General features: G+C 50.6%; 24 protein-coding genes and 1 riboswitch. Of the genes, 17 read left to right on the forward strand and 7 right to left on the reverse strand.

The annotated features are described in order from the left end of the window. Positions 1-194: 194 nt before the first annotated feature. From BSZ31_RS00005 to BSZ31_RS00020, 4 genes are all read left to right on the forward strand, one after another. Positions 195-1,031 carry a pseudouridine synthase gene (locus BSZ31_RS00005; RefSeq protein WP_105026984.1) on the forward strand — a complete coding sequence of 279 codons (837 nt, stop codon included), beginning with the start codon at positions 195-197 and terminating at the stop codon, positions 1,029-1,031. A gap of 124 nt (positions 1,032-1,155) precedes the next feature. Further along, positions 1,156-1,716 (forward strand): elongation factor P, encoded by a 561-nt coding sequence (gene efp / locus BSZ31_RS00010; protein WP_105026985.1) that lies wholly within the window; start codon positions 1,156-1,158, stop codon positions 1,714-1,716. Positions 1,717-1,785: 69 nt separating this feature from the next. Next, positions 1,786-2,856: an elongation factor P maturation arginine rhamnosyltransferase EarP gene (gene earP, locus BSZ31_RS00015; RefSeq protein ID WP_105026986.1), complete on the forward strand. Its 1,071-nt coding sequence runs from the start codon at positions 1,786-1,788 to the stop codon at positions 2,854-2,856. 72 nt (positions 2,857-2,928) lie between these two features. Continuing rightward, positions 2,929-3,588, forward strand: a complete 660-nt coding sequence (locus BSZ31_RS00020) for a hypothetical protein (protein WP_105026987.1) — start codon at positions 2,929-2,931, stop codon at positions 3,586-3,588. Positions 3,589-3,592: 4 nt separating this feature from the next. Here the strand turns inward: BSZ31_RS00020 and BSZ31_RS00025 are convergent, their stop codons facing one another. From BSZ31_RS00025 to BSZ31_RS00045, 5 genes are read right to left on the reverse strand one after another with little or no spacing between them, the layout of a single operon-like run. After that, complete coding sequence (locus tag BSZ31_RS00025) at positions 3,593-4,489, reverse strand: tyrosine-type recombinase/integrase (protein WP_105026988.1); 897 nt, start codon at positions 4,487-4,489, stop codon at positions 3,593-3,595. After that, a complete protein-coding gene (locus BSZ31_RS00030) occupies positions 4,450-5,100 on the reverse strand; it encodes a DUF484 family protein (RefSeq protein WP_105026989.1) in 651 nt (216 codons plus the stop codon). The genes BSZ31_RS00025 and BSZ31_RS00030 overlap by 40 nt, the downstream gene beginning before the upstream one ends. After that, positions 5,097-5,972, reverse strand: a complete 876-nt coding sequence (gene dapF, locus BSZ31_RS00035) for a diaminopimelate epimerase (RefSeq protein WP_105026990.1) — start codon at positions 5,970-5,972, stop codon at positions 5,097-5,099. The genes BSZ31_RS00030 and dapF overlap by 4 nt, the downstream gene beginning before the upstream one ends. Positions 5,973-6,012: 40 nt before the next feature. Then, positions 6,013-6,867, reverse strand: a complete 855-nt coding sequence (locus tag BSZ31_RS00040) for a lysophospholipid acyltransferase family protein (protein WP_105026991.1) — start codon at positions 6,865-6,867, stop codon at positions 6,013-6,015. A 17-nt stretch (positions 6,868-6,884) separates the two neighbouring features. Next, positions 6,885-7,751 carry a lysophospholipid acyltransferase family protein gene (locus BSZ31_RS00045; protein ID WP_105029680.1) on the reverse strand — a complete coding sequence of 289 codons (867 nt, stop codon included), beginning with the start codon at positions 7,749-7,751 and terminating at the stop codon, positions 6,885-6,887. A gap of 178 nt (positions 7,752-7,929) precedes the next feature. On the opposite strand from BSZ31_RS00045, the gene metK reads away from it, so the two are divergent. The 5 genes from metK to metF all read left to right on the forward strand — a co-directional run bounded on the left by metK (position 7,930) and on the right by metF (position 12,376). After that, the gene (gene metK, locus BSZ31_RS00050; RefSeq protein ID WP_105026992.1) at positions 7,930-9,096 is read left to right on the forward strand and encodes a methionine adenosyltransferase; all 1,167 of its coding nucleotides are present in this window, start codon (positions 7,930-7,932) and stop codon (positions 9,094-9,096) included. A gap of 79 nt (positions 9,097-9,175) precedes the next feature. Then, a riboswitch (S-adenosyl-L-homocysteine riboswitch) is annotated at positions 9,176-9,258 on the forward strand. Positions 9,259-9,289: 31 nt separating this feature from the next. Continuing rightward, positions 9,290-10,717 (forward strand): adenosylhomocysteinase, encoded by a 1,428-nt coding sequence (gene ahcY, locus BSZ31_RS00055; protein WP_105029681.1) that lies wholly within the window; start codon positions 9,290-9,292, stop codon positions 10,715-10,717. A gap of 18 nt (positions 10,718-10,735) precedes the next feature. Continuing rightward, entirely contained in the window at positions 10,736-10,891 is a 156-nt protein-coding gene (locus tag BSZ31_RS17705; protein WP_105026993.1) for a S4 domain-containing protein, read from the forward strand. Further along, on the forward strand, positions 10,888-11,535 hold the full coding sequence (locus BSZ31_RS00065) for a TlyA family RNA methyltransferase (RefSeq protein ID WP_105026994.1): 648 nt from the start codon (positions 10,888-10,890) through the stop codon (positions 11,533-11,535). Before BSZ31_RS17705 ends, BSZ31_RS00065 begins: the two co-directional genes overlap by 4 nt. A 19-nt stretch (positions 11,536-11,554) precedes the next feature. Beyond that, positions 11,555-12,376 carry a methylenetetrahydrofolate reductase [NAD(P)H] gene (gene metF, locus BSZ31_RS00070; RefSeq protein WP_168426784.1) on the forward strand — a complete coding sequence of 274 codons (822 nt, stop codon included), beginning with the start codon at positions 11,555-11,557 and terminating at the stop codon, positions 12,374-12,376. Here the strand turns inward: metF and BSZ31_RS00075 are convergent. After that, complete coding sequence (locus BSZ31_RS00075) at positions 12,373-12,942, reverse strand: 5-formyltetrahydrofolate cyclo-ligase (protein WP_105026996.1); 570 nt, start codon at positions 12,940-12,942, stop codon at positions 12,373-12,375. The genes metF and BSZ31_RS00075 overlap by 4 nt on opposite strands. Between BSZ31_RS00075 and BSZ31_RS00080 the strand changes: the two genes are divergently transcribed. The 6 genes from BSZ31_RS00080 to BSZ31_RS00105 all read left to right on the forward strand — a co-directional run bounded on the left by BSZ31_RS00080 (position 12,941) and on the right by BSZ31_RS00105 (position 20,897). Beyond that, positions 12,941-14,932 (forward strand): lytic transglycosylase domain-containing protein, encoded by a 1,992-nt coding sequence (locus BSZ31_RS00080; RefSeq protein ID WP_168426785.1) that lies wholly within the window; start codon positions 12,941-12,943, stop codon positions 14,930-14,932. The two genes, BSZ31_RS00075 and BSZ31_RS00080, sit on opposite strands and share 2 nt — an antisense overlap. A gap of 19 nt (positions 14,933-14,951) precedes the next feature. Further along, positions 14,952-15,926: a complex I NDUFA9 subunit family protein gene (locus tag BSZ31_RS00085; protein WP_105026998.1), complete on the forward strand. Its 975-nt coding sequence runs from the start codon at positions 14,952-14,954 to the stop codon at positions 15,924-15,926. 123 nt (positions 15,927-16,049) lie between these two features. Further along, complete coding sequence (locus tag BSZ31_RS00090) at positions 16,050-17,231, forward strand: aspartate aminotransferase family protein (protein ID WP_168426786.1); 1,182 nt, start codon at positions 16,050-16,052, stop codon at positions 17,229-17,231. Positions 17,232-17,268: 37 nt separating this feature from the next. Then, positions 17,269-18,180, forward strand: coding sequence for an ornithine carbamoyltransferase (gene argF / locus BSZ31_RS00095; RefSeq protein ID WP_105029682.1), 912 nt, complete (start codon positions 17,269-17,271; stop codon positions 18,178-18,180). Between the two features lie 35 nt (positions 18,181-18,215). Next, positions 18,216-19,445, forward strand: a complete 1,230-nt coding sequence (locus BSZ31_RS00100) for an argininosuccinate synthase (protein ID WP_105027000.1) — start codon at positions 18,216-18,218, stop codon at positions 19,443-19,445. Positions 19,446-19,589: 144 nt separating this feature from the next. Continuing rightward, the gene (locus tag BSZ31_RS00105; protein WP_105027001.1) at positions 19,590-20,897 is read left to right on the forward strand and encodes a hypothetical protein; all 1,308 of its coding nucleotides are present in this window, start codon (positions 19,590-19,592) and stop codon (positions 20,895-20,897) included. Here the strand turns inward: BSZ31_RS00105 and murB are convergent. Next, positions 20,816-21,868: a UDP-N-acetylmuramate dehydrogenase gene (gene murB, locus BSZ31_RS00110; RefSeq protein ID WP_105027002.1), complete on the reverse strand. Its 1,053-nt coding sequence runs from the start codon at positions 21,866-21,868 to the stop codon at positions 20,816-20,818. The genes BSZ31_RS00105 and murB overlap by 82 nt on opposite strands. A gap of 51 nt (positions 21,869-21,919) precedes the next feature. Between murB and BSZ31_RS00115 the strand changes: the two genes are divergently transcribed. Both BSZ31_RS00115 and BSZ31_RS00120 read left to right on the forward strand, forming a co-directional pair. Next, positions 21,920-22,405: a YajQ family cyclic di-GMP-binding protein gene (locus BSZ31_RS00115; RefSeq protein WP_105027003.1), complete on the forward strand. Its 486-nt coding sequence runs from the start codon at positions 21,920-21,922 to the stop codon at positions 22,403-22,405. 20 nt (positions 22,406-22,425) lie between these two features. Then, positions 22,426-23,022 (forward strand): hypothetical protein, encoded by a 597-nt coding sequence (locus BSZ31_RS00120; protein ID WP_105027004.1) that lies wholly within the window; start codon positions 22,426-22,428, stop codon positions 23,020-23,022. Positions 23,023-23,054: the final 32 nt, after the last annotated feature.

Raw genomic sequence — 23,054 nt, forward strand, 5'->3', positions numbered from 1 at the left:
CTCATTTACTTTATTCCGTGAGCACTAACTCTGAATCGTGATTCAAAGTCATTCTTTTTGAGAAAAGAACAAACCTTAAACCCATCTGGTCAGTGCCCACACTTATCGGCTGTTAACTTGTTAAAGATCGCTTCGAAATTTCTGCTAACCTTGCTGCTCTTCAAGCTTACTTAAAACCTTGGAGAACCGCTTGTTTGCTTCGTTTCGTGCTGCTTGTCGTGCAGCAGAGAAACGAGATTATGCACATCATCTTTCCAACTGTCAAACACTTTTGGCAAATAAATTCAAAGAATCCTTACATGAAAGTTAGACCGAGCGTAAAAATACTGCAATCACAAGGACTTGGCAGTCGTCGTGAATGTGAAAATATTTTCTGGAATTCTGAGATTTTTCGCGACGGAATTCAGATCGACCCTGAAATCGATGAAATTTCTTTGGGAGACACCCTGTTAATTGACGGAAAAAGCTTCGAAATCACCCAGCACAAGTATGTGCTGATGCACAAACCTGCTGGCTATGAGACTTCTCACCTGCCTAGCCACAACCCCTCGGTATTTGATTTATTGCCAAAGCACTATATAAAGCGCGGCCTGCAGGCCGCTGGCCGACTGGATGTTGACACCACTGGACTTTTGCTGTTTTCAGATGACGGTCAGTTTATTCATCGACTGATAAGTGGGAAGGTGGGCACCAAACAGGAGGTGGAGAAAATCTATGAGGTGACCGGCGCGCGCCGATTCACAGAGTTGCAGTTGCAACGCTTGCTGGAAGGTGTGGACCTGGATGATGAACCTGAGATCATTTATGCCAGCAAAGCCAACTTACTGGGCGACGGGAGGCTGGAATTGGGCATTACTACAGGGAAGTATCATCAGGTTAAACGAATGGTGGCTGCTGTTGGCAATCATGTTGAAGCACTGCACCGACGAGTGGTCGGCCCTTACGAATTGCCGACAGACTTGGCCGTTGGCTCCTATATAGAAGTAGACCCAAGCCCGGTGTTAAACAGAAACACATCGAAAACAGTCTGAATTAAAAGGCTTTATTACCCTTCAACCCCTCAAAAATGCCCTGAATTCACACGCGAAGATGTGTTGTGCCAACAAACACTTCGAGTACAATACGGGGCTTAAATTTTAAATCCTCATCAAACTCATGAAAACAGCACAAGAAGTTCGCCTAGGCAACGTGGTTATGGTTGGCAAAGACCCCATGGTGGTTTTGAAAACCGAATACAACAAATCAGGCCGCAACGCCGCCGTTGTAAAAATGAAAATGAAAAACCTGCTGACCGGTGCAGGTATGGAAAGCGTTTACAAAGCGGACGAGAAGTTCGAACTGTTGGTGCTGGAACGCAAGGAAGTGACTTACTCCTACTTTGCGGACCCTATGTATGTGTTTATGGATGCGGATTACAACCAGTACGAGGTAGAAGCCGAAAACATGGGCGACGCTTTGAACTATCTGGACGACGGCATGGAATGCGAAGTGGTGTTCTACGACGGCAAGGCACTTTCTGTGGAATTGCCAACCAGCTTGGTGCGTGAAGTTGAGTACACAGAACCAGCCGTACGTGGAGACACATCGGGCAAGATCATGAAAGCAGCCCGCATTAAGCCCACCAGCTTTGAAATTCAGGTGCCCGCTTTCGTTGAAATTGGCGACAAGATTGAGATTGACACTCGCACTGCGGAATACCGCGCACGCGTGAAGTGATTACTCCATTTGAGATGGAAAACATGGGGCCCCACTTGGGGCCCTTTGTATTTTCCGGTTTGAGGCTCTATGCACATTGGCATTGTTTGCAAGGTAATCGATAATTTCGGTGATGCTGGCTTTTCCCTTCGCTTGGCGAAAGCACTGGCTGCGAAGGGCCATTGCGTGGATTTGTTTCACGATGAGCCAGCCACTTTTCAGGCGCTATATCCGCACTCGGTCAACGATAACCTCAGGCTAATCGATGCGGTCAAGACGAACATCGAAACCGAGTATCGACAAACGCCAGATCTGATTCTGGAGCCATTCGGAACTTCAAGTGGGCAAACTGCATTCCGCTTTGATCTAGCGCTGAAAAGCCGTTTTCCCCGCACCCCTTGGTTGCTGATTGACTATCTTTCGTCTGAAAAATGGATTGAAAGCTTTCACCTGAACACATCAACAGACCCAATCACTGGGCACGTTACCACCTTTTTTTATCCCGGCTTTACCGACAAAACCGGGGGATTGATTCATTGCGACTACCCTACTCGCCTGGCTGGAAAACAGCAATCAACAAACAATACGGGTCTGAATGTTTTCGTTTTCGCCTATCCAAACGCACCTATTCGAAAGCTGATTGATCTCTGTAATTCAATTAACACCCCGGAATACGCAATAAAAATTGGACTGGCAGGGAATGTTTTAGCACCTGAACTGGAGGATTGTGCCCACCAGATCCCCTTCGTCGCACAAAGTGAATTTGATGAGTTGTTGGCGCAATATGATGTGTTGTTTGTGAGGGGAGAAGACTCATTTGTGAGAGCTCAACTGGCGGGAAAACCATTCATTTGGCAAATTTACCCGACCGAAGACGATGCACACACCGCGAAACTTGCCTGCTTTTACGATCTGTATGCAAGCGGGCTTGGTGCAGATTGTAGATTGGCGCTTTGGAACTGCTGGCTGGCCTGGAACTGTATTGATACAACGGTAGATTTTGGCAAAGCCTGGATTAATCTTTTGCCGCATTTGCCAGAACTACAAACCCATGCGATCAAGTGGCAAGCACAACTTCTTGACGGTAGGGAACTTGTAAAGGAAGTTCTTACATGGCGTGGTTTACAGACTCCTACTTTGAACGAAAAGCCTGATTTATAAGGCTTTTTTCATCAAAAGGAAACTCAATGGAAAGACAGAAACTGAATTCAGGTTTAACGCTTGGATTCAGCAATGTTGTCATTTCTTCTCTCTCTGGGTTTGGGTTTTGGTTCAATTGACCAGACGCAATTGCCCGCACACCAAGTTGAACAGATTGCCAGGGAAGTCATGACGGAACTGGAGGTGGAAATGCGAACCAAACCCTCCCTGATCGTGACGGAACGTCCCGAACCCACACCACTGGGCGCCTTGGCTTATGCCAACGGAAAATGCGTAGTCATTGTGAATACAAATGAGACGGCATGGGCGCAGTGGGGGCGATTCTTGAACGAATCCAATCGCGCCCACTGGCAGCAAATTATCGCTGCATCAGTGGCCCACGAGATGGGACACTGCTTTCGGGAAAGCCGCTCCTTCGTGGCCAACTACGAGGTGGATGAAGACGAGTTCAGAGGGATTCAAAACACAGGGGGTTTTGGCCCGAAACCAGAGATGGTTTACAAACAAGAGCTGTTCGCTGACACCGTAGCCATTCTGTATGCCAAAGAGAATGCAGGAAACAACGCTGATTACGTGATTGAATCGATGATTCAGGCTCGAGAAAAATTCAGCGCCAATGACCCAACACACAACACGGCAAAGATGCTCAACCGACTGATTGCCGCAAAAATGACACGTCAAGGCGATGAGACTTTGGGTTTGGCGGCGACACGTTTGCTTTCTGCGCTATAAAATTTTATTTGGCTCGCGGAAAAGCATTGTCGTACACGGTGGAAAGGTGGTCAAAATCCAGAGCTGTGTAGACCTGCGTAGACGCGATCGAAGCATGCCCCAACAATTCCTGAACGGCCCTCAGATTTTGAGTGCCTTGCAACAAATGACTTCCAAATGAGTGACGCAACATGTGGGGGTGTAAATGTTGTCCCAAACCGCAATTTGCAGCATGGTTTGCGATATCTCGCTGTGCTTGCCTGACAGTCAACGCTTGCCCTTTGGCAGACACGAACAGGGAGGTTTCTTGCCCTCTTCCATGTTTGAGCAAGTGACGTTGGCGGGGCTCAACAAACTCCCTGAGACGAGCCTGCAATGTGTCGACCACAGGCACAATTCGGGCTTTGTTCCCCTTACCGATAACCCTCAATTCTGTAGATCCATTCAAGGCTTCGGCTCGAAGCATCAAGGCCTCGCTGATTCGCAGCCCCGTGCAATACAGCAATTCAATCAGTACATGGGCCTGCGCAAAACGGAATTCCTGCGGAAGCGGCAGAGCAAGCAACGCAGCCAAGGCGTCAACTCCCACTGCCTTGGGCAGGGCCCTGGGTAGTTTGGGAGTTTTCAGCCCCAACGTGGGATCAATTTCAATAACGCCGTTGTTCAGTAAATATTTGAAAAATCCCCGCCAGCTTGAGGCCACACGTGCCAGGCTGGCAGGTGCAGCACCGTTTGCATGGCGCTGAGCAAGAATTGATTTAAGTGCTGTGGGGGTAACTTGCTGTGGTGGATTGATGATCAACAACAAGTCACGCTGAGCGGCCTTTACAGAATTTTCGCTGTAACGCCGCTCCAGCCGCAGAAAATCCAGATAACGTTGAATCAGGATTGCGTGTTCTGGAGTCTGCTCAGCGCGGCGCATGCGGTTTCAGCCAGAGTATTCAGAAAATCAGTTTCCAGGGTTGGCGAGAAGCGGTCTTTGTCGGGGGAACCAAATCCCAGGCAACCGAAGGTTACCGGACTGGCGCCGACACGCAAAGGGATCAGTACCACTGAACGTGGAACCACATCTTCACCTTCAAAAACCGAGAGTGTCGGTGCATTCTCGGCAAATCCGCAGTAAAGATTCTTCATGCTATCGATGAGCGTTTTGTCAGAATCGTGGACTTCAGAATTGTCCTCACCCCACAGTTGTAAACGAACTATGGGAACCACAAATTTTTTCTTGATTGCCTCGACCAATACAGTGGGCAAATCACCCGCGTTTTTGACTGTGAGCAAAGTGCGGGTAATCGATTGAAGGTTGTCAATAATCGCTTGATTCTCGACAGCTGCGTGGGTCATTTCGACCACCCGGTGCTCAAGCGACTTAACCTTTTCGCGCATGGTTTGAACTTGACGTTCGTGCAGCGATGCCACGTTCCCGGTGCTTTGCTCTGGCAGTTTAATAAAAGCGAGAATTCCTGGATTCTTGATCAAGAAATCAGGGTGTGCTTTCAGAAAATCGGCAACCTGAACGGCCTCGTCAGTCATAAGTAAAACTCTCCTTCGAAAACTGTTTGTGCTGGACCTGTCATCAAGACATCACTGTCCTGCTGGCCACTCCACTCAATGGTGAGGGTTCCACCGGCTTTGACAACGTCTACGCGCTCGGCGATTAGTCCCATTTTCATACCTACGACGGCAGCTGCACACGCCCCGGTTCCACAAGCGAGGGTTTCGCCCACCCCACGCTCATACACGCGAAGATGAACCCGACTGCGGTCTACGATATGAAGAAAGCCCACGTTAACCCGCTCAGGGAAACGGGGGTGCGATTCGAGTGTGGCGCCCAAGCGCTGAACCAAATCATCGGAGGCTGGTTGATCCAAGAGAACAACGACGTGGGGATTCCCCATAGAAGCGACTCCAACCCACAACTCTTCCAGATCAGAACCCGAGTCAACGGGGAGTTTGTATTGTGTCAGGCCACCTACCTTACGACTGGAAAGGCCCTCCGCAATGAACGGTACCTTGCAGGGATTAAGCTGCGCAGGCCCCATATTCACTTTGACCCAATTGTGTTTGATCAACTCGGGCTGAATGATGCCAGCGAGAGTTTCAACGGTAATTTGATTTTTCCGGGTCAACCCTTTGTCGAACACATATTGCGCAAAACAGCGCGCGCCATTGCCACACTGCTGAACTTCCTGACCATCTGCATTGAAAATTCGGTACTTGAAATCGGCAAGGTCGGAAGACTCGACGATAAGAACCTGGTCAGCGCCGACGCCAAAATGGCGGTCGGCAAGCCGCTTGATCAGCCCGGGGCTGAGGTCTAGTTGACCCGCGCAGTTGTCCAGTACAACGAAATCGTTGCCCGCACCGTGCATTTTGGTGAACTTGAGTGTATTCAAAGTTGCCATCGTCGCTTTATCAAAGACCGTGGTGTATTGATCTGAAGTGTCAGTATATTCTGGACTCGCCGGCCGGGCGGGTTTTGAACCGCTTGTGCAACCACAAGTATTGCGGAATGTTGTCTTTCACCCAAGACTCGATGAGATGATTCATCAGCTGCGTTGATTCAGCGTCGTCGTCCAAGGGAAAGTTGGGTAACGGTGCATGAATATGAATGCTGTATCGACCCTTGCTGTATTTGGTGGTAACCGGTACAACTTGCGCCTGAAGCAGCCTGGACAACCGGGCCACCGCGGTGACCGTGGCAGCTTTGACCCCAAAAAAGTCGACAAATACAGAGTCGCGCTCACCGAAATCCATGTCGGGCAAATAGTACAAAGGACGCCCCTTTTTCATCGCGGCCAGCAATGGACGCACGCCCTGTTGGCGGGACAACAGTAGTTGGTCGCCAAACTTTGAACGTCCTTGCAATATCAACGAATTCAACACGGGATTTTTTTGGTTTGAATACATGGTGACCATGTCGATTTCAAGACACAGTCGACTCCAAGCTGCATCGAGCCCTAGAAAATGTGGAGCCAGAAAAATAGTTGGAGACGCCGAGTCAAGAATAGCCAAGCCTTCCGGGTTCTCAATTCGCACCCGATCACGCACTACCCTTTCATTGCCTGACCACAGCCAAGCCCTGTCCAGAAAAGTACGAAGGTAAAAGTAGATGTGAACCATGGCCCAACGGATGCGCTGGAGAATGGACGAATCAGGAAAACACAAGGAAAGGTTGGTGAGTGCGACCATTCGGCGCTCACGCGCCAGGGCGAACAACAACATGGCCAACAACGTCGAAATTGATGAGGAAATGAGCCGATAAGCAAAAAATGGTAACCGCGCGAGTGCAAACCACATTGAGATCAGAAATTGAGTCACGATTGCCCTTGCTGGCCCTGTTGGCCTTTGGGAGGTTTGTAACGTTCATAGCCCCAATAATACTGCTCAGGGTGCATCAGAATAAGCTTTTCCATGGCGGCATTCACTTGAGTGGCCGCCTCAACAGGGTCTGCACTGAGCGACTCGGGACCTTGATACAACTCAAGACAAAAACCTTGTCCTCCCGGCTTTCTGTAACCAATTGCCAAAACAATTGATGCGCCGGTCGCGTGGTGGAGTCGGCCCGGCAAGGTCATGGTATACGCAGGCTGACCAAACATGGGTGCCCAAACACCCTCTCCATGAGCTGGAACTTGGTCAGGCAACATTCCAACGGCTTCTCCGCGCTTTAGCGCCTTCAGCAGGATTTTCACACCACCCAACGTAGTGGGCGCAAGGGCAACATTATCGCGCGCACGGCTGTCCTCAATAATGTGTTGAAGTTCCGCCTTGCGATTGGGTCGATACAACACTGTAATGGGTGCACGAGTTGAGAATATTTGGGCGGTTGATTCAAAACTTCCCATGTGCGGTGTGAGAAAAATAATGCCTTTCCCCTTTGCCTGGGCCCTTTCAACCACATCCCAGCCGGTGATGTCAGTGCATCGCGCCGCGCCTTGCTGCGTAGACAAGCCCCAAAGAAAAGGAAGCTCCAGTAGCGCCATTCCGGCATGCTGGACTGAACCCTTCACAGCGGCGACACGTGCCGATTCGTTATGCGGAAAGGCAATTTTGGAGTGAATTTCAATTTTGCGACGGTAACTGGCCGACAAACCATATACCGCCCACCCCAACCATGCACCAAGTGTGTGCAGGACAGGCAAAGGAAAAACCGATAACGCTTTGAACAAATTTTTGATCATGGGGCAGATTGTAACCAGTACGTGCTTTGCCTTCGTCCCCAAATGTTGTATATTTCCCAAGTTCGCTGAGTTAAATGACAACTTGCGGGGCGAACTAAAACAAATCTGCTAAAGCGTCGCCGGGCTTCAAACGAACATGGCGGCCATAATAACCCCTTGTTTATTTGGAGCTTTTTTAATGTCTAACGAATTTTTCTTCACTTCTGAGTCTGTCTCGGAAGGCCACCCAGACAAGGTCGCCGACCAAATTTCTGACGCGGTTTTAGATGCAATTCTCGAACAAGACCCCACCGCACGGGTAGCTGCTGAAACGCTAACCAACACGGGTTTGGTGGTAATGGCTGGCGAGATCACGACCACCGCCCAGGTGAACTACATCGACGTAGCCCGCGAAACACTGAAAAAAATTGGCTACGACAACGGCGATTTCGGCATCGATTACAAAAGCTGCGCGGTGATGGTGTGCTACGACCGCCAAAGTCCAGACATTGCTCAAGGTGTAGACAAAGCGCACGACAATGACCTGGACCAAGGCGCTGGTGACCAAGGTTTGATGTTTGGTTACGCAGTGAACGAAACCCGCGAATTGATGCCACTGGCCATCAGCCTTTCACACCAACTGGTTCAACGCCAGAGCCTGCTTCGCAAGGATGGCCGCCTGTCTTGGCTGCGCCCGGATGCAAAATCACAAGTGACAATCAAGTACGTTGACGGAAAACCTTTCTGTATCGACACCGTAGTGCTTTCAACCCAGCATTCACCGGATATCGAGCTGGCGACCCTGCGCGAAGCAGTGATTGAAGAGGTGATCAAGCCGGTGCTGCCCAAGGAACTGGTGAAAGGAAATATCAACTTTTTGGTAAACCCAACAGGACGATTTGTGATTGGCGGCCCTCAGGGTGACTGTGGTTTGACAGGTCGAAAAATTATTGTTGACACCTATGGCGGCGCAGCTCCTCACGGTGGTGGTGCATTCTCGGGCAAAGACCCGTCCAAAGTAGACCGCTCTGCGGCTTATGCAGGTCGCTATGTGGCCAAGAACATTGTTGCAGCAGGCTTGGCTGAGAAGTGTTTGGTTCAGGTGAGCTACGCCATCGGCGTGGCACGCCCTACTTCGATCATGGTGAATACGTTCGGTACAGGAAAAATTGAGGACAGTGCAATTACTGAATTGGTGAGCGCCCACTTCGACCTGCGCCCCAAAGGCATTGTACAAATGCTGGATTTGCTGCGACCAATTTATGCGAAAACAGCAGCTTATGGACACTTCGGCCGCGAAGAACCAGAATTCAGCTGGGAACGCACGGACAAGGCTGAAGCATTGAAAGCCGCAGCCGGCGTTTGACAAAAAATACAGACTGATCAGGAAAGTGCCAGCATGAATACCGCTTGGTCTTCCTGAGTCAACCCTGTTACAATTTAGGCCGTTCGAGGAGCGTTGCGACACACCCATGCTTTTTTGGGGTGCTAGGCTCGAACAAGAAATAAACAACGGCGCTCACGCTTCTTTCTTTATGAACTTTAAAAAGGAGGGCGTGATGAACGCCATTGCAAAACCTATCACCGCTAACGGCGAAAACGATTTTTTCGTAGCCGACTTGTCTCAGGCCGATTTTGGCCGCAAAGAAATCGCGATTGCAGAAACCGAAATGCCTGGCTTGATGGCCATTCGCAAGGAATTTGCTGCATCCCAGCCTTTGAAAGGTGCCCGCATTACCGGTTCACTGCACATGACCATTCAAACAGCTGTGCTGATTGAAACCCTGGCAGCACTGGGCGCAGAAGTACGTTGGGCCTCTTGCAACATCTATTCAACACAAGACCATGCAGCCGCCGCAATTGCAGCAGCTGGCATTCCTGTGTTTGCGTTCAAGGGCGAATCACTGACCGACTACTGGCACTTCACCCACCGCATTTTCGAATGGGCAGATGGTGGTTATTCCAACATGATTCTGGACGATGGCGGCGACGCAACCATGTTGCTGCACCTGGGCACCAAGGCTGAGAAAGACATCAGCGTTCTGAACAACCCAGGCAGCGAAGAAGAAATTTGCTTGTTCGAATCAATTAAGAAAACGCTGAAAACTGACCCCACTTGGTACTCCAAGCGCCTGAAAGAGATCAAGGGCGTGACTGAAGAAACCACAACTGGCGTTCACCGTTTGTACGAAATGCACAAGAAGGGCGAATTGGCCTTCCCAGCCATTAACGTGAACGATTCTGTGACCAAGTCAAAGTTCGACAACCTGTATGGCTGCCGTGAATCGCTGGTTGACGGTATCAAGCGTGCAACCGACGTAATGATTGCAGGCAAAGTGGCAGTTGTGGCTGGTTACGGCGACGTGGGCAAAGGGTCTGCACAGGCATTGCGTGCCTTGTCAGCCCAGGTTTGGGTGACTGAAATTGACCCAATTTGCGCTTTGCAAGCTGCGATGGAAGGCTACCGCGTGGTGACGATGGATTACGCAGCCGACAAGGCAGACATTTTCGTGACGGCCACAGGCAACAAAGACATCATTACCCACGACCACATGGTGAAGATGAAGGACCAGGCGATTGTTTGTAACATTGGTCACTTCGACAATGAAATTGACATCGCCAGCGTGAAAAAATACCAGTGGGAGAACATCAAGCCACAGGTTGATCACATCATTTTCCCCGATGGAAAGCGCATCATCATGTTGGCCGAAGGCCGCTTGGTGAATTTGGGTTGCGGAACAGGTCACCCTTCTTTCGTGATGTCTTCAAGCTTTGCCAACCAAACCATTGCACAAATCGAGCTGTGGACGCAAAACGAGAAGTACCCAGTGGGTGTATATGTACTACCCAAGCACCTGGACGAAAAAGTGGCCCGCTTGCACCTGATGAAAATTGGCGCCCAGCTTACCGAACTTAGCCCAGCGCAAGCAAGCTACATTGGCGTGAAGCAGGACGGCCCTTACAAGCCTGATCACTACCGCTATTAATCCTGGAAAGAACCACCTTTGCGCGCTGACCTTGCCTTGGTTGCAAAAGGCCTGTGCCCCTCTCGGGCACAGGCTCAAAGCTTGATCGAGCAAGGAAAAGTGTTGGTGCGTAACGGTGTAGTTCAAGAACCTGTTGCTGTAAAAAAGCATCGCAGCAAATCGAACCATTCATGACTCTTGAATTGATTGACTGCGATGCACCCAGTTTTGTGTCGCGTGGTGGATTGAAGTTACATCATGCACTTGAACACACACAGATTGAGGTCAACGCAAAGCGCTGCATCGACTTGGGACAATCCACGGGTGGTTTCACAGACTGCCTTCTGCAAAAGGGTGCATTGAGTGTGGTGGGTATTGACGTTGGGCGGGATCAGTTACACCCCCGTTTGAGAGCACACCATGCTGTGATCGCCATGGAAGGCGTCAACCTCTACAAGGTAAATACCATTGATCTTGAAGAGGAAATCGCTGCGCTGAAACCCGAGTTCATGCCATTTGACATTGCTGTGGCAGATTTGAGCTTTATCTCTCTGCGAAAGGTATTGCCCAATATCGCAAAGCTGATGCCAGCCACATGTGAAGGTTTGTTTTTGGTTAAACCCCAATTTGAAGTTGGACCTGAAAATATCGGGAAAAGCGGTTTGGTAAAAAATCTCGACGACCTTATCGCGCAATTGGAAGACGATGTAAAAACTTGCTGCACCCAACTCAACTTGACTGTGAAAGATTTTTTCCACTGCGAGTTGAAAGGGGGCGACGGCAATCAAGAATATTTTGTGTACGCAGCGAAAAATATCGATGTTGCGACAAACCAATAACTCTGTGAATGAAAAGACCATGATGAACATCAGCTTTGAGTTTTTCCCCGCGAAAACAGATGAAGGTGCAGAAAAACTGCGCGCCACGCGTGAAAAACTGTCTGAAAGAAAGCCAGAGTTTTTTTCAGTGACATTTGGGGCGGGTGGCACAACCCAAGACGGAACACTGTCCACCGTGCTTGAGATCAAGGCGGCTGGTGAGGAAGCAGCACCGCATTTGTCATGTGTTGGATCTTCCAAGGAAAAAGTCGCGGCACTGCTAAAGCAGTACAAAGAACACGGAATCAAGCGTATTGTTGCGCTTCGCGGTGACTTGCCCTCGGGCATGTTGGAAACGGGTTCGTTTCGATATGCGAGCGAGTTGGTTGAATTTATTCGACAGGAAACAGGCGATCACTTTTTTATTGAAGTTGCTGCCTATCCCGAAACCCACCCGCAAGCAAAAAGCCCGGCAGCCGATGTGGACGCTTTCGTACACAAAGTCAATTGCGGCGCAAACTCTGCCATTACCCAGTATTTTTTCAATCTGGATGCATTTTTGTACTTCCGGGATCAAGTGCAACACCGCATTTCGATTCCGCTGATTCCTGGCATCATGCCTGTGACCAATTTCAGTCAGCTTGCTCGTTTTTCAGATGCATGTGGTGCGGAAATTCCGCGATGGATGCGCAACCGCCTGCAACATTTCGGCGATGATCGCGAGTCGATTCGAGCATTCGGACTGGAAGTTGTCTCGAACCTGTGTGAACAACTAATCAGGGAAGGCGCACCCGGACTGCACTTCTACACCATGAACAACGCGCAGCCGACCTTGTCCATTCTGGATCAAATCGGTTATTAAGAAGCGCCTGAGCGAGTGAAAATAAACTCTCGCTCAGTGAGCAAATAATCGAGTAACTCGTCGTGTTGTTCTGAGAAGTTATCTTTGGATTCGGTAATAGCATAAGCCACACCAACAGTGACTGGCTTGGCAGGCATTTGACTCAAGGTTCGATCATACCAACCTGCGCCATACCCGAGACGAGCCCCCGCTCGGTGGAAAGCAAGACAAGGAACAAGCAACACTTCGGGCTGAACCCAGGATTTGGATTTTGGAACTGGAATATTGTATCGGCCAAGCTCCATTTCCATGTCTGGCGCAAACTGCGCAAATTTCAAGAATGGGCCTGTTGGCGACTCACAACACACCGGCAAGGCCCACCGAAAGCCTTTGAGCGCCAAATTATTCATGATGGCGAGTACATTCGGCTCGCCGCGTGTGGGATAGAACAGACCCACAGTGCAAGGCTGGAATGTTTGGAGTAGAGTTATCAGAGATGCCGAAATTTCTTGGCTAAGCGAGTTGATTTCTTCGGGCTGAAGCCGATTTCGATAAGCCATGGCAGTTTGCCGCAATGATTTTTTCATGACAGGAACAATGACAATTTCTCACCACATTTCACGTTGGGTATCGCTACCTTTGCTTGCCTTGGGTGCTATGGCATTTCAACCCGCTTTGGCCAACAAAGAGACGGATGCAGAGTTAATCAAACAGATCAAATCTGCCTATGCAGATGGCGCATACGACAAGTTTAACCGCTTGGTTTCTGAATTGCCGCAAAAAAGCATATTCAGACCCTACGTGGACATCTGGCAGTTTCGCTTTTTTCAGAAGGGGGTGGAGAAACAATTTCCCGATCGAGAAGTGGTGTGGAACAAGTCAGAAATTCTGCCACTGCTGAACAAACATGACAACAGCTGGCCAGCCGAAACATTGAGACGGGACTGGCTTGAGCAACTGGCACGCACGGCGCAGTGGACTGATTTTGCAGAGCAGCGACAACACTTGCGCTACCGCCCAGACCAGGGTGTTGAGTGTGCTGACTTGATGTACGCCGCAGAGCAGGGACAGTTGGTGAGATACAAACTGGATGCTGTGGTGAGTTTTGATAAACGCCTGCCTAAAACATGTCGGGTTCTTTTGAAAAACCTGTACAAACTGGGCGGTGTAAGTGCGCAAGACCTGGATCGACATGTGCTGCAAATGGTGGCATCCAACCAGCTGACCAACGCAGTCAAGTTTGTTGACGAATTCGAAGACACCGCTTGGGGAAAGACGATCAGCAGCACTGCGCTGCGCGAGGCGATTTTCAATCCTGACAAATATCTGAAATCGTCAGGTCAAAAAGCCGACACAGACCTCTACTTGACTGGCGCGCTGGCCAGAAAAGCAGTGGAAGACTATGAGCGTGTTGCGCGACAAATGACTGAAAATTATCAGGGCAAACTTTCACCCAGCTCTGAACAATGGCTTTGGGCGCATGTGGGCTACCGTGCCGGTCTGGTCTGGGACAGAAACGCACTAACTTACTTCAAGCGCAGCAAACCTGAAGTAATGAGCCAGGAACAACAAGAGTGGAAGGTGCGCTCGGCGCTGCTTCTTGAGGACTGGAATGCAGTGCTCCAGGCTTCCAACGAGATGAGTCCGAATGTGAAGGAGGACAGGGCTTGGACCTATTGGCGAGGACGCGCGCTGGCCCAGTCAGGCAAGTTGGTTGAAGCACGACAAGAATGGGTCAAAGCCAGCAGCCCATTCTCTTTCTACGGAAAACTGGCCCATGAAGAACTAGGCGACTCAGTCACGGCCCCGAAGCGCCCCGAATTGTTAAGCGCAGCCGAGTTGGACTGGGCAAAAAAACACCCTGGATTGTTGCGTGCACTCGCACTTTACGATGCGGGCCTGCGCACCGAGGGTTTCTGGGAATTCAATCTACAAGTTGCACAAATGAACGACAGGCAGTTGCTCGCTGCCGCGACTTGGGCTGAACGCAATCAACTCTACGACCGGGCAATTGCAGCAGCAGACAGAACCGAGATTGAACACGACTTGGGTTTAAGGTACCTGACGCCATTCCGCGAGAACATGCGGGCGAAAACCAGGGAAATTGGCGTGGATGAATCCTGGGTATACGGCTTGATTCGCCAGGAATCGCGCTTTGTGACCATTGCGCGTTCTGGCGTGGGAGCCAGTGGCTTAATGCAAGTCATGCCCGCTACCGCCAAGTATGTGGCGAAGAAAATCGGCATGTCCGACTTCAAGCCTGCTGACATTACCGAAATTGAGACCAACCTGACTTTGGGCACCAGCTACCTGAAAATGGTATTTGAGCAGCATGACCAATCACCTGTGCTTGCTTCTGCGGGTTACAACGCGGGCCCAAGCCGCCCTGCCCTGTGGAAACGTCGCCTGGGCGACCGGAAGATTGAAGGGGCTATTTTTGCAGAATTGATCCCGTTTGACGAAACACGCGGTTACGTAAAGAACGTAATGTCCAACACCGTGGCTTATTCCTTGCTGTTGAACAATGCCTCGATCCCTTTGAAACAAAGACTGGGTATCATCTACGGATCCAAGTAATCAGGTGAATGCTGTTTCTATGAGTAAAACAAAAAACGTATTGGTGATCGGTGGTTCGGGGTTTCTGGGCCAAGCCGTTTGTAATCAACTGGCCAAAGCCGGTTACCGAATTACCGTGCCCACGCGCCGCTATGACAGGGCAAAGCATCTGCTGACCCTGCCAACATGCCAAATTATTGAAGCAAATATTCATGATCGCGCCACACTGGGTCGCCTTGTGTCGGGGCAAGACATTGTCGTGAATTTGCTTGGTGTGCTACACAGCAAACCGGGCAAACCTTACGGCCAAAACTTTCGGGTCAACCATGTTGAATTCCCCAAAGCCTTGTGCACCGCTATGTCCAAGCATGGCGCCAAACGAATTGTTCACATCAGCGCATTGGGTGTGGGTGTGCAAAACCCGGCGCCGTCCATGTACCTGCGCTCCAAAACCGATGGCGAAGCTGTGGTCAAAGACAGCGGACTGGCCTGGACAATTCTTCGCCCCTCGGTGGTGTTTGGTCGTGAGGACAAGTTTCTGAATACATTCGCCTCACTGGCAAAGATCGCGCCCTTCATTCCATTGGCCGGTGCTGATGCACGCTTCCAGCCAGTTTCGGTCAGTGATGTGGCCAAAGCCGTGTTTGCATGTGTGGAAGATCAAGGCAAAGACACCCTGCACAACACCTATGATTTGGTGGGTACCGAGATTTTCACCTTGAAAGAGTTAGTTAAGCTTTCAGCCCGCGCTGTTGGAAAAAACCCGCTGGTATTTGGTATTCCTGACGTTGCTGCGAAGGCTCAAGCGTTTTTGATGGAACTGGCACCTGGTGAGCCACTGATGAGTCGAGACAACGTCGACTCCATGAAAATCGACAATATTCGAACCTCGGGCAGAACTTTCCCTCTGCCAAGCTACGAATGCTTGTCGGTAGTTGCCCATGAATACCTCAGAGCCAAGCACTTGCCCTCTGATCTGGATGAATTTAGGACTCGGGCTCACCGGCAAGACTAGCCCTTAAGCCTTGATTCGTCGTACAATTTCGCTTTGCACAACGCAGCCGCACGTCGACCGATTGGCTGCGTTTGTTTTTAGAATCCGCGTTTTGCCTGAACACTGCTGATAGAGAGTTTTAACGTGACAGACCACTTAATGAAAACTTACGCCCGCCAACCCATTGCTTTCACTCATGGTGATGGCGCCTGGATGTGGTCAACTGATGGCAAAAGGTATCTGGATGGCTTGTCCGGTATCGCAGTGAATGGTTTGGGCCACAATCACCCCAAGCTGGTGAAAGCCATTTCCGAGCAGGCAGGCAAACTGATTCACACCTCGAATTTGTACGGCGTGGTTGAGCAATCAAATCTTGCTGATCGCCTGTGCGAAATTTCAGGCATGGATGAGGCTTTCTTTTGCAACTCGGGCGCTGAAGCGAACGAGGCGGCCATCAAACTGGCCAAATATTTTGGTCACAAGAAGGGCATTGAAAACGCAAAGATTATTGTGATGGAACGCGCTTGGCACGGCCGTACCTTGGCCACGCTGGCTGCCACGGATAGCCCCAAGGCCAAGATTGGGTTTGGCGACCTGCCGAGCGGGTTTGTACGCGTACCCTACAAAAACTTCGCAGCAATTGAACAGGCGGCAGACGACAACCCCGAAATCCAGGCCGTTCTACTGGAAGTTTTGCAGGGCGAGGGCGGCATCAATGTGGCCGATACCGAGTATTTGCAGGCCCTACGCAAGTTGTGTACCGCCAAAGGCTGGCTGTTGATGATCGACGAAGTGCAAAGTGGCATTGGCCGCACTGGCAAGTGGTTTGGTTACCAGCACGCGGGCATTCAGCCCGATGTAATCACCTTGGCCAAGGGGTTGGGTTCGGGCGTGCCAATTGGCGCGTGCCTGGCCTGGGGCCCTGCCGCAGGCGTATTTACACCTGGAACCCATGGCACCACATTCGGTGGCGGCCCCTTGGTGTCAGCGGCTGCCTTGGCAACCATTGAAATCATGGAAGAAGAGGGTTTGCTGGCGCATGCCGAGCAAATGGGACAGCTCATTCGGGCCATTTTGTCGCGTGAGCTGGCTGGTATTGCTGGCGTAAAAGATATTCGCGGCCGCGGCCTCATGGTGGGTATTGAATTGTGGAAGCCTTGTGGCGAACTGGTTGCGATTGCGCGCGACAAAGGTTTGATCATTAACGTAACCCGAGACAATGTGGTGCGCCTGTTGCCGCCACTGGTGATTAAAAAAGAAGAAGCAGAGACGCTGGCCATGGAATTGGCCCCTTTAATTAAAGCGTTTCTTGAACAATCCGCATAAGGAGGAGCCGGCCTGCCAGGCAAGCCGGTCTACAAAAATGCCTATCAAACATTTTTTGCAGTTCAACGATATCAGCAAAGACGAGTTCGATTACTTGATGCAGTCGTCTCGCGATGTGAAAGCGAGGTTCAAGCGTTATGAGCCCTACTACCCGCTGCAAGACCGTACCTTGGTCATGATTTTCGAGAAGGCATCCACACGCACACGGCTTAGCTTTGAAGCGGGCATGCACCAGTTGGGCGGTTCAGCCATTTACCTGAACACCAAAGATTCGCAATTGGGTCGCGGTGAGCCAGTTGAGGATGCTGCACAGGTTATTTCACGCATGTGCGACATCGTGATGATTCGTACCTACGAGCAGGAAATTATTGAGCGCTTTGCGGCCAACAGCCGAGTACCGGTCATCAATGGCTTGACCAATGAATACCACCCCTGCCAAATTTTGGCGGACATTTTTACATTCATTGAACACCGCGGCAGCATTCAAGGCAAAACAGTGGCCTGGGTAGGCGATGGTAACAACATGTGCGCCACCTGGTTGCAAGCAGCAGAATTGCTCGACTTCAAAGTGAACATTTCAACACCCAGCGACTACAACATCGACCCCGCGAAAACCAATATCAAGGGTACTCACCACGAGTGGTTTGAAGACCCAATGGACGCCTGCAAAGGCGCTAACCTGGTGACCACCGATGTTTGGACCAGCATGGGCTTCGAGAATGAAAACAAAGCGCGCCGCCGCGCGTTTGCCGATTTTCAGGTAGACACCGAGATGATGGATGTGGCCGACCCGGAGGCACTGTTCATGCATTGCCTGCCCGCCCACCGTGGCGAGGAAGTGGCGGCCGAAGTGATTGACGGACCGAAAAGCGTGGTGTGGGACGAGGCGGAGAACCGCCTGCACACGCAAAAAGCCCTGATGGAATTCCTTTTGTTGGGCCGCAAGTAAGCGGACCTTTAACAACCCTTTTTAGATCGAGAACCATGAGCGACATCAACAAAGTAGTACTCGCCTATTCCGGCGGTTTGGACACCTCAGTCATCCTGAAATGGCTGCAAGACACCTATGGTTGCGAAATAGTGACCTTCACTGCCGACCTGGGTCAGGGTGAAGAACTTGAACCCGCGCGCCAAAAAGCACTGAAGTTCGGTATCAAGCCCGAGAATATTTATATCGACGACGTACGTGAAGAATTCGTACGCGATTTCGTGTTCCCCATGTTCCGCGCCAACACCGTGTATGAGGGTGAATACTTGCTGGGTACGTCGATTGCCCGCCCCTTGATCGCCAAACGACTAATCGATATTGCGCGTGAAACCGGCGCAGATGCCATTTCACACGGCGCAACAGGCAAGGGCAATGACCAGGTTCGTTTTGAGCTGGGCGCTTACGCACTGATGCCTGGCGTGAAAATCATCGCCCCGTGGCGCGAATGGGATTTGCTGAGCCGCGAAAAGCTTCTGAAGTACGCCGAAGACGCGGGTATTGAAATCGACATGAAGCACAAGAAAGGCGGAGCGCCCTATTCCATGGACGCCAACCTGCTTCACATCAGCTTTGAAGGCCGCCATCTGGAGAACCCCAGTGCGGAAGCCGAAGAGGCCATGTGGCGCTGGACGGTCAGCCCCGAAGCGGCACCCGATGAAGCCGAGTACTTGGACATTGAATACGAAAAAGGCGATATTGTTGCACTGAATGGCAAGAAAATGAGCCCCGCAACCGTGCTGACCGAGCTGAACCGATTGGGTGGCAAACACGGGATCGGCCGCCTTGACCTGGTGGAAAACCGCTACGTGGGCATGAAGAGCCGCGGCTGCTATGAAACGCCCGGCGGTACCATTATGCTGAAGGCGCACCGCGCCATTGAATCAATTACCTTGGACCGTGAAGTGGCCCACCTGAAAGACGATTTGATGCCCCGCTACGCCAGCATGATATACAACGGCTACTGGTGGGCACCAGAACGTGTGGCTCTGCAAACCCTGATCGACCACACTCAAAATACTGTGAATGGCTGGGTACGCGTGAAATTGTACAAAGGCAATGTGATTGTGGTGGCCCGTGATTCAAAAACAGATTCACTGTTTGACCAGAATATTGCAACCTTTGACGAAGACGGTGGCGCTTACAACCAGGCCGACGCAGGTGGTTTCATCAAATTGAATGCCCTGCGCATGCGAATTGCAGCCAATGCCAAACTAAAACGCGGCTGAGCGACTCACTTGTCGTGAATCAGGTTTGAAAACCGCCACCCACAAGGTGGCGGTTTTTTTATGCCTGCGAATTTGACCCTGAATGGAACATTGCTGGAGCAAGGGCCACTCAGCTGAAGTAGGGTTCTTAATTCAAAAGCGCATATGCACTTCAAAAAACTGATGTTTTCCGCCATTCTGATTGCATTCGGCTTGACTGTCACCTCAACTACAGCTGCGGCTGTGACACATTTTGCTGACCTTGGTTTTGCCGCACACCCCAACTCTGTGATGGCTGAAATCGGAAAACCGGTCACGTTGTCAGTATTGATCAAGGGACCCGTCAAATCAATTCAATGGCGGCTAAACCGCGTGCCCATAGCCGGCGCAACACAGCAAAGTTTCGAAATTGCCTCCGTGGAAAAGAAAATTGACCCTGATGAATATGATGTAGTGATTCAAGATGCATTTGGCAACAGCGTAACCAGCGAAAAAGCCGTTGTGACGGGACTTGAGCCTGATTCGAATCAACTGCTCATTGAATCAAGACGAGTCGAATCGCTGAAACTTCAATCCATTTTCAATTTGGTGCATGTGTTTGATCAAGTATCTGCCCGAATCTCGGAACCCTTGCCAATTTGGGACATGCGCAAATCAGCAGTATCCATGTATTTCGACGGTTGTCACGACAAAGTAAAAGCTGAGCTGGTTACACCGGTGCGCAATACTGAATCTCTTCATGAGGCCATGAAACTGGAAATGAATTCCTGCTTCATTCAAAAAACCGATGGACTGGGAAACGACATGGGGGCGCTGGTGAGCGGCACCTTCATTCAGTCCAGAAAAGTCGACAAACAAAATAACAAAGATATTCGCAAGTTAGAGAAATTCGCGAAAAACCTGAAACTCAGCTTTCCCCATGCGAGTCAGAAAAAAAGAGCCACACTCGACTTTGATATTGTTCTGGATGGGAAACTGGTGCGAACCACTGAATTCGAGCAATCCAACACCAAAAACATGAGGATCAAAGAAGAATACTCCTGGAGCAAAGGCACACGAATCGAAAATCCTCAGTCCGGGGTAAAAGCTGTCTTTGTCTCCGGCAGCTATGTAAAAGAAAACTTCGGGTATCTCGAACACCAGCAATTTTACCCAAGCAGGGAAACCGAATTTTTCAACAAACTGAGAATCAAAATTGGCAATGACGATGTGCTAATTCATGGTTTGGTCAACAAGGTGACTGACGGCGACACAATTCATCGGTCTGGCAATTTCAACCTGCATATCAACGGCAAACTGGCACTGAGTGCCCCAAGCGAAATAGCTTCCCTGCTCACATTTACCGGAAATTTGCCAATTTCACCAAAGCTCAACGGCTTTTTTATCAATGATCATATGCCTGGTGTGGTCGCCTCTGAGAAGCCCGGGATCAAATTGGGCTCTGGCTCAATTAACACACCGTACTTGCGCTGAACACTGGATTGCACATGCTGAACCAGTTGCAACAAGTCACTGCCACTTCCCTGCCCCAAGTTCACCAGAATCAGAGCTTGCCTGCTGTAAACACCTACACCACCCAGCACATGCCCCTTCAAACCACATTGTTCGATCAACCACCCGGCAGCTAACTTCACCTGGCCATGATCTGCTGGGTAATTAACCAAATTTGGAAACCGCTGAACAAGGGCATTGGCTTGTGCAGAGCCAACAATCGGATTCTTGAAAAAACTGCCGCTGTTACCCAATACGGCTGGGTCTGGCAGCTTTTGTGTACGTATGGCACTTACCGCCTTCAACAGATTCACGGGGTTCACTGATCCCAATTCAGCCACACGCTGAGCCACATCCCCATACCCCAACACAGGCTGCCACTGCACGGGTAAGGCAAAATCTACTGCCGTGATCACATATCGACCCTGCGCAGCATGCTTGAAAACACTGTCACGGTATGCAAACTCGCATTCATCCAGATTGAAAATGCATTCCTTTTGAACATCCAGATCAAATGCGTGCACCGCTGAAACGCGGTCCTTGAGTTCAACGCCGTAGGCTCCAATATTCTGAACAGGGCTTGCACCCACACAACCGGGAATCAGGGCGAGGTTTTCCAGCCCGCCCCAGCCCATGGCCACAGTCCACTCGACTGTTTGGTGCCAGTTTTCGCCAGCCCATACCCGCACATGGTGACAAACACCGTCGCAGCCCAAATACCGTCGCCCTTTCAAGGCAACTTTCCAAACCGTTGCGTCCACCAGTGGGCTGGTAAACACTGTGTTGCTGCCCTCGCCCAGCAACAAAAATGGCTGGCCTTCTTGCCGGGCGCGAGCAAAAGCCAGCAAATCGGACTGACCGCCCAATAAACGCAACTCGCGGGCACGGGCTGGTAAACCAAAGGTATGCAAGGGTTGCAGATCAACGCTGTGGGTGGCAGTGAGGGCTGACATAGGGAGTGGTCTAGCGATTACAATGAGGCATTATGCTTGAAGGAATGAACTATGCCGTCTTTTGATGTGGTCTGCAAACCAGACTTGATCGAATTGCGCAACGCGGTCGATCAGGTGAACAAGGAAATTGGTACCCGCTTTGATTTCAAGGGGTCTGATTCCAAAGTTGAATTGAACGAGAACACCATCATGGTGTATGCCGACGATGACTTCAAATTGGAGCAGGTCGCCGAGATTATTCGCAACAAATGTGCAAAGCGCAACGTAGATGTACGCTTTCTGACATTTGACAAAAAAGAAAAGATCTCTGGCGACAAGATCAAGCAAACCGTGACGGTTAAAAACGGACTGGACAAGGACCTGGCCAAGCAGGTTGTGAAAGAAATCAAAGACAGCAAAATGAAAGTACAGGCCAGTATTCAAGGCGATACTGTGCGCATTCAAGGCGCAAAGCGCGATGATTTGCAAAGTGCAATTGCCTTGCTGAAACAGAAAGTGACTGAGACACCTTTGGGTTTCGAAAACTTCCGCGACTAAACAACCTCAAAGGACATGCCATGAGCGCAGACCATTCACACGATCACGATCATGAACACGGCCCGGATTGCGGCCACAACCACGATGTGGTGTACAACAAAGTAGTAAAGGCCAACCACAAGGTGGCCGCCGTATTGCTTCGCAATGCAAAAACCATTGAACTGACTTTTGATGAACGCCAGGAAGTACCCCACGATGTGAAAGCCACCGACGGCAGCACCCTGATTTGCCACTTGCACGACACCGTGGAGGTGGGCGACAAACTGGTGTCAAACACCAATGAATGGGCGATTGTGGCGGCTGCTCAAGAAGAACTGTTTGAAGTGGTACGCGGCCAGAAAGGCTTCGAAGAATTTCTGCATGTGGCAGGCCTTAACTTTTGGCCGGTTCAATTAAATGAAAACGGCGCGCGTGTTGTGGCGAGCCATGAATGCATGCACATGCTGGAGCATTTTGAGTTGAAATTCAGCACACTGACCGCACCCATGCTGGAAATTGTGGTGCCAGAACTGAAACACCACGATTGCTGTGACCACGACCATGGGCATGGTCACGATCATGGGCACTCGCATGCGCATGAACACAAGCATGGTCCGGATTGCGGCCACGACCACTAAGCAACAACACCTAGCAGCAACATTGCAGCAAG

Origin of the sequence: Limnobacter sp. SAORIC-690, from assembly GCF_002954425.1 — a bacterium.
Taxonomy (GTDB): Bacteria; Pseudomonadota; Gammaproteobacteria; order Burkholderiales; family Burkholderiaceae_B; genus Limnobacter; species Limnobacter profundi.

What these genes read in the sequence shown, in the direction of transcription:
- efp (WP_105026985.1), top strand. Translation starts at nt 1,156, where the DNA reads ATGAAAACAGCACAAGAAGTTCGCCTAGGCAACGTGGTTATGGTTGGC.
- earP (WP_105026986.1), top strand. Translation starts at nt 1,786, where the DNA reads ATGCACATTGGCATTGTTTGCAAGGTAATCGATAATTTCGGTGATGCT.
- BSZ31_RS00020 (WP_105026987.1), top strand. Translation starts at nt 2,929, where the DNA reads ATGTTGTCATTTCTTCTCTCTCTGGGTTTGGGTTTTGGTTCAATTGAC.
- BSZ31_RS00025 (WP_105026988.1), bottom strand. Translation starts at nt 4,489, where the DNA reads ATGCGCCGCGCTGAGCAGACTCCAGAACACGCAATCCTGATTCAACGT.
- BSZ31_RS00030 (WP_105026989.1), bottom strand. Translation starts at nt 5,100, where the DNA reads ATGACTGACGAGGCCGTTCAGGTTGCCGATTTTCTGAAAGCACACCCT.
- dapF (WP_105026990.1), bottom strand. Translation starts at nt 5,972, where the DNA reads ATGGCAACTTTGAATACACTCAAGTTCACCAAAATGCACGGTGCGGGC.
- BSZ31_RS00040 (WP_105026991.1), bottom strand. Translation starts at nt 6,867, where the DNA reads ATGTGGTTTGCACTCGCGCGGTTACCATTTTTTGCTTATCGGCTCATT.
- BSZ31_RS00045 (WP_105029680.1), bottom strand. Translation starts at nt 7,751, where the DNA reads ATGATCAAAAATTTGTTCAAAGCGTTATCGGTTTTTCCTTTGCCTGTC.
- metK (WP_105026992.1), top strand. Translation starts at nt 7,930, where the DNA reads ATGTCTAACGAATTTTTCTTCACTTCTGAGTCTGTCTCGGAAGGCCAC.
- ahcY (WP_105029681.1), top strand. Translation starts at nt 9,290, where the DNA reads ATGAACGCCATTGCAAAACCTATCACCGCTAACGGCGAAAACGATTTT.
- BSZ31_RS00065 (WP_105026994.1), top strand. Translation starts at nt 10,888, where the DNA reads ATGACTCTTGAATTGATTGACTGCGATGCACCCAGTTTTGTGTCGCGT.
- metF (WP_168426784.1), top strand. Translation starts at nt 11,555, where the DNA reads ATGATGAACATCAGCTTTGAGTTTTTCCCCGCGAAAACAGATGAAGGT.
- BSZ31_RS00080 (WP_168426785.1), top strand. Translation starts at nt 12,941, where the DNA reads ATGACAGGAACAATGACAATTTCTCACCACATTTCACGTTGGGTATCG.
- BSZ31_RS00075 (WP_105026996.1), bottom strand. Translation starts at nt 12,942, where the DNA reads ATGAAAAAATCATTGCGGCAAACTGCCATGGCTTATCGAAATCGGCTT.
- BSZ31_RS00085 (WP_105026998.1), top strand. Translation starts at nt 14,952, where the DNA reads ATGAGTAAAACAAAAAACGTATTGGTGATCGGTGGTTCGGGGTTTCTG.
- argF (WP_105029682.1), top strand. Translation starts at nt 17,269, where the DNA reads ATGCCTATCAAACATTTTTTGCAGTTCAACGATATCAGCAAAGACGAG.
- BSZ31_RS00100 (WP_105027000.1), top strand. Translation starts at nt 18,216, where the DNA reads ATGAGCGACATCAACAAAGTAGTACTCGCCTATTCCGGCGGTTTGGAC.
- BSZ31_RS00105 (WP_105027001.1), top strand. Translation starts at nt 19,590, where the DNA reads ATGCACTTCAAAAAACTGATGTTTTCCGCCATTCTGATTGCATTCGGC.
- murB (WP_105027002.1), bottom strand. Translation starts at nt 21,868, where the DNA reads ATGTCAGCCCTCACTGCCACCCACAGCGTTGATCTGCAACCCTTGCAT.
- BSZ31_RS00115 (WP_105027003.1), top strand. Translation starts at nt 21,920, where the DNA reads ATGCCGTCTTTTGATGTGGTCTGCAAACCAGACTTGATCGAATTGCGC.
- BSZ31_RS00120 (WP_105027004.1), top strand. Translation starts at nt 22,426, where the DNA reads ATGAGCGCAGACCATTCACACGATCACGATCATGAACACGGCCCGGAT.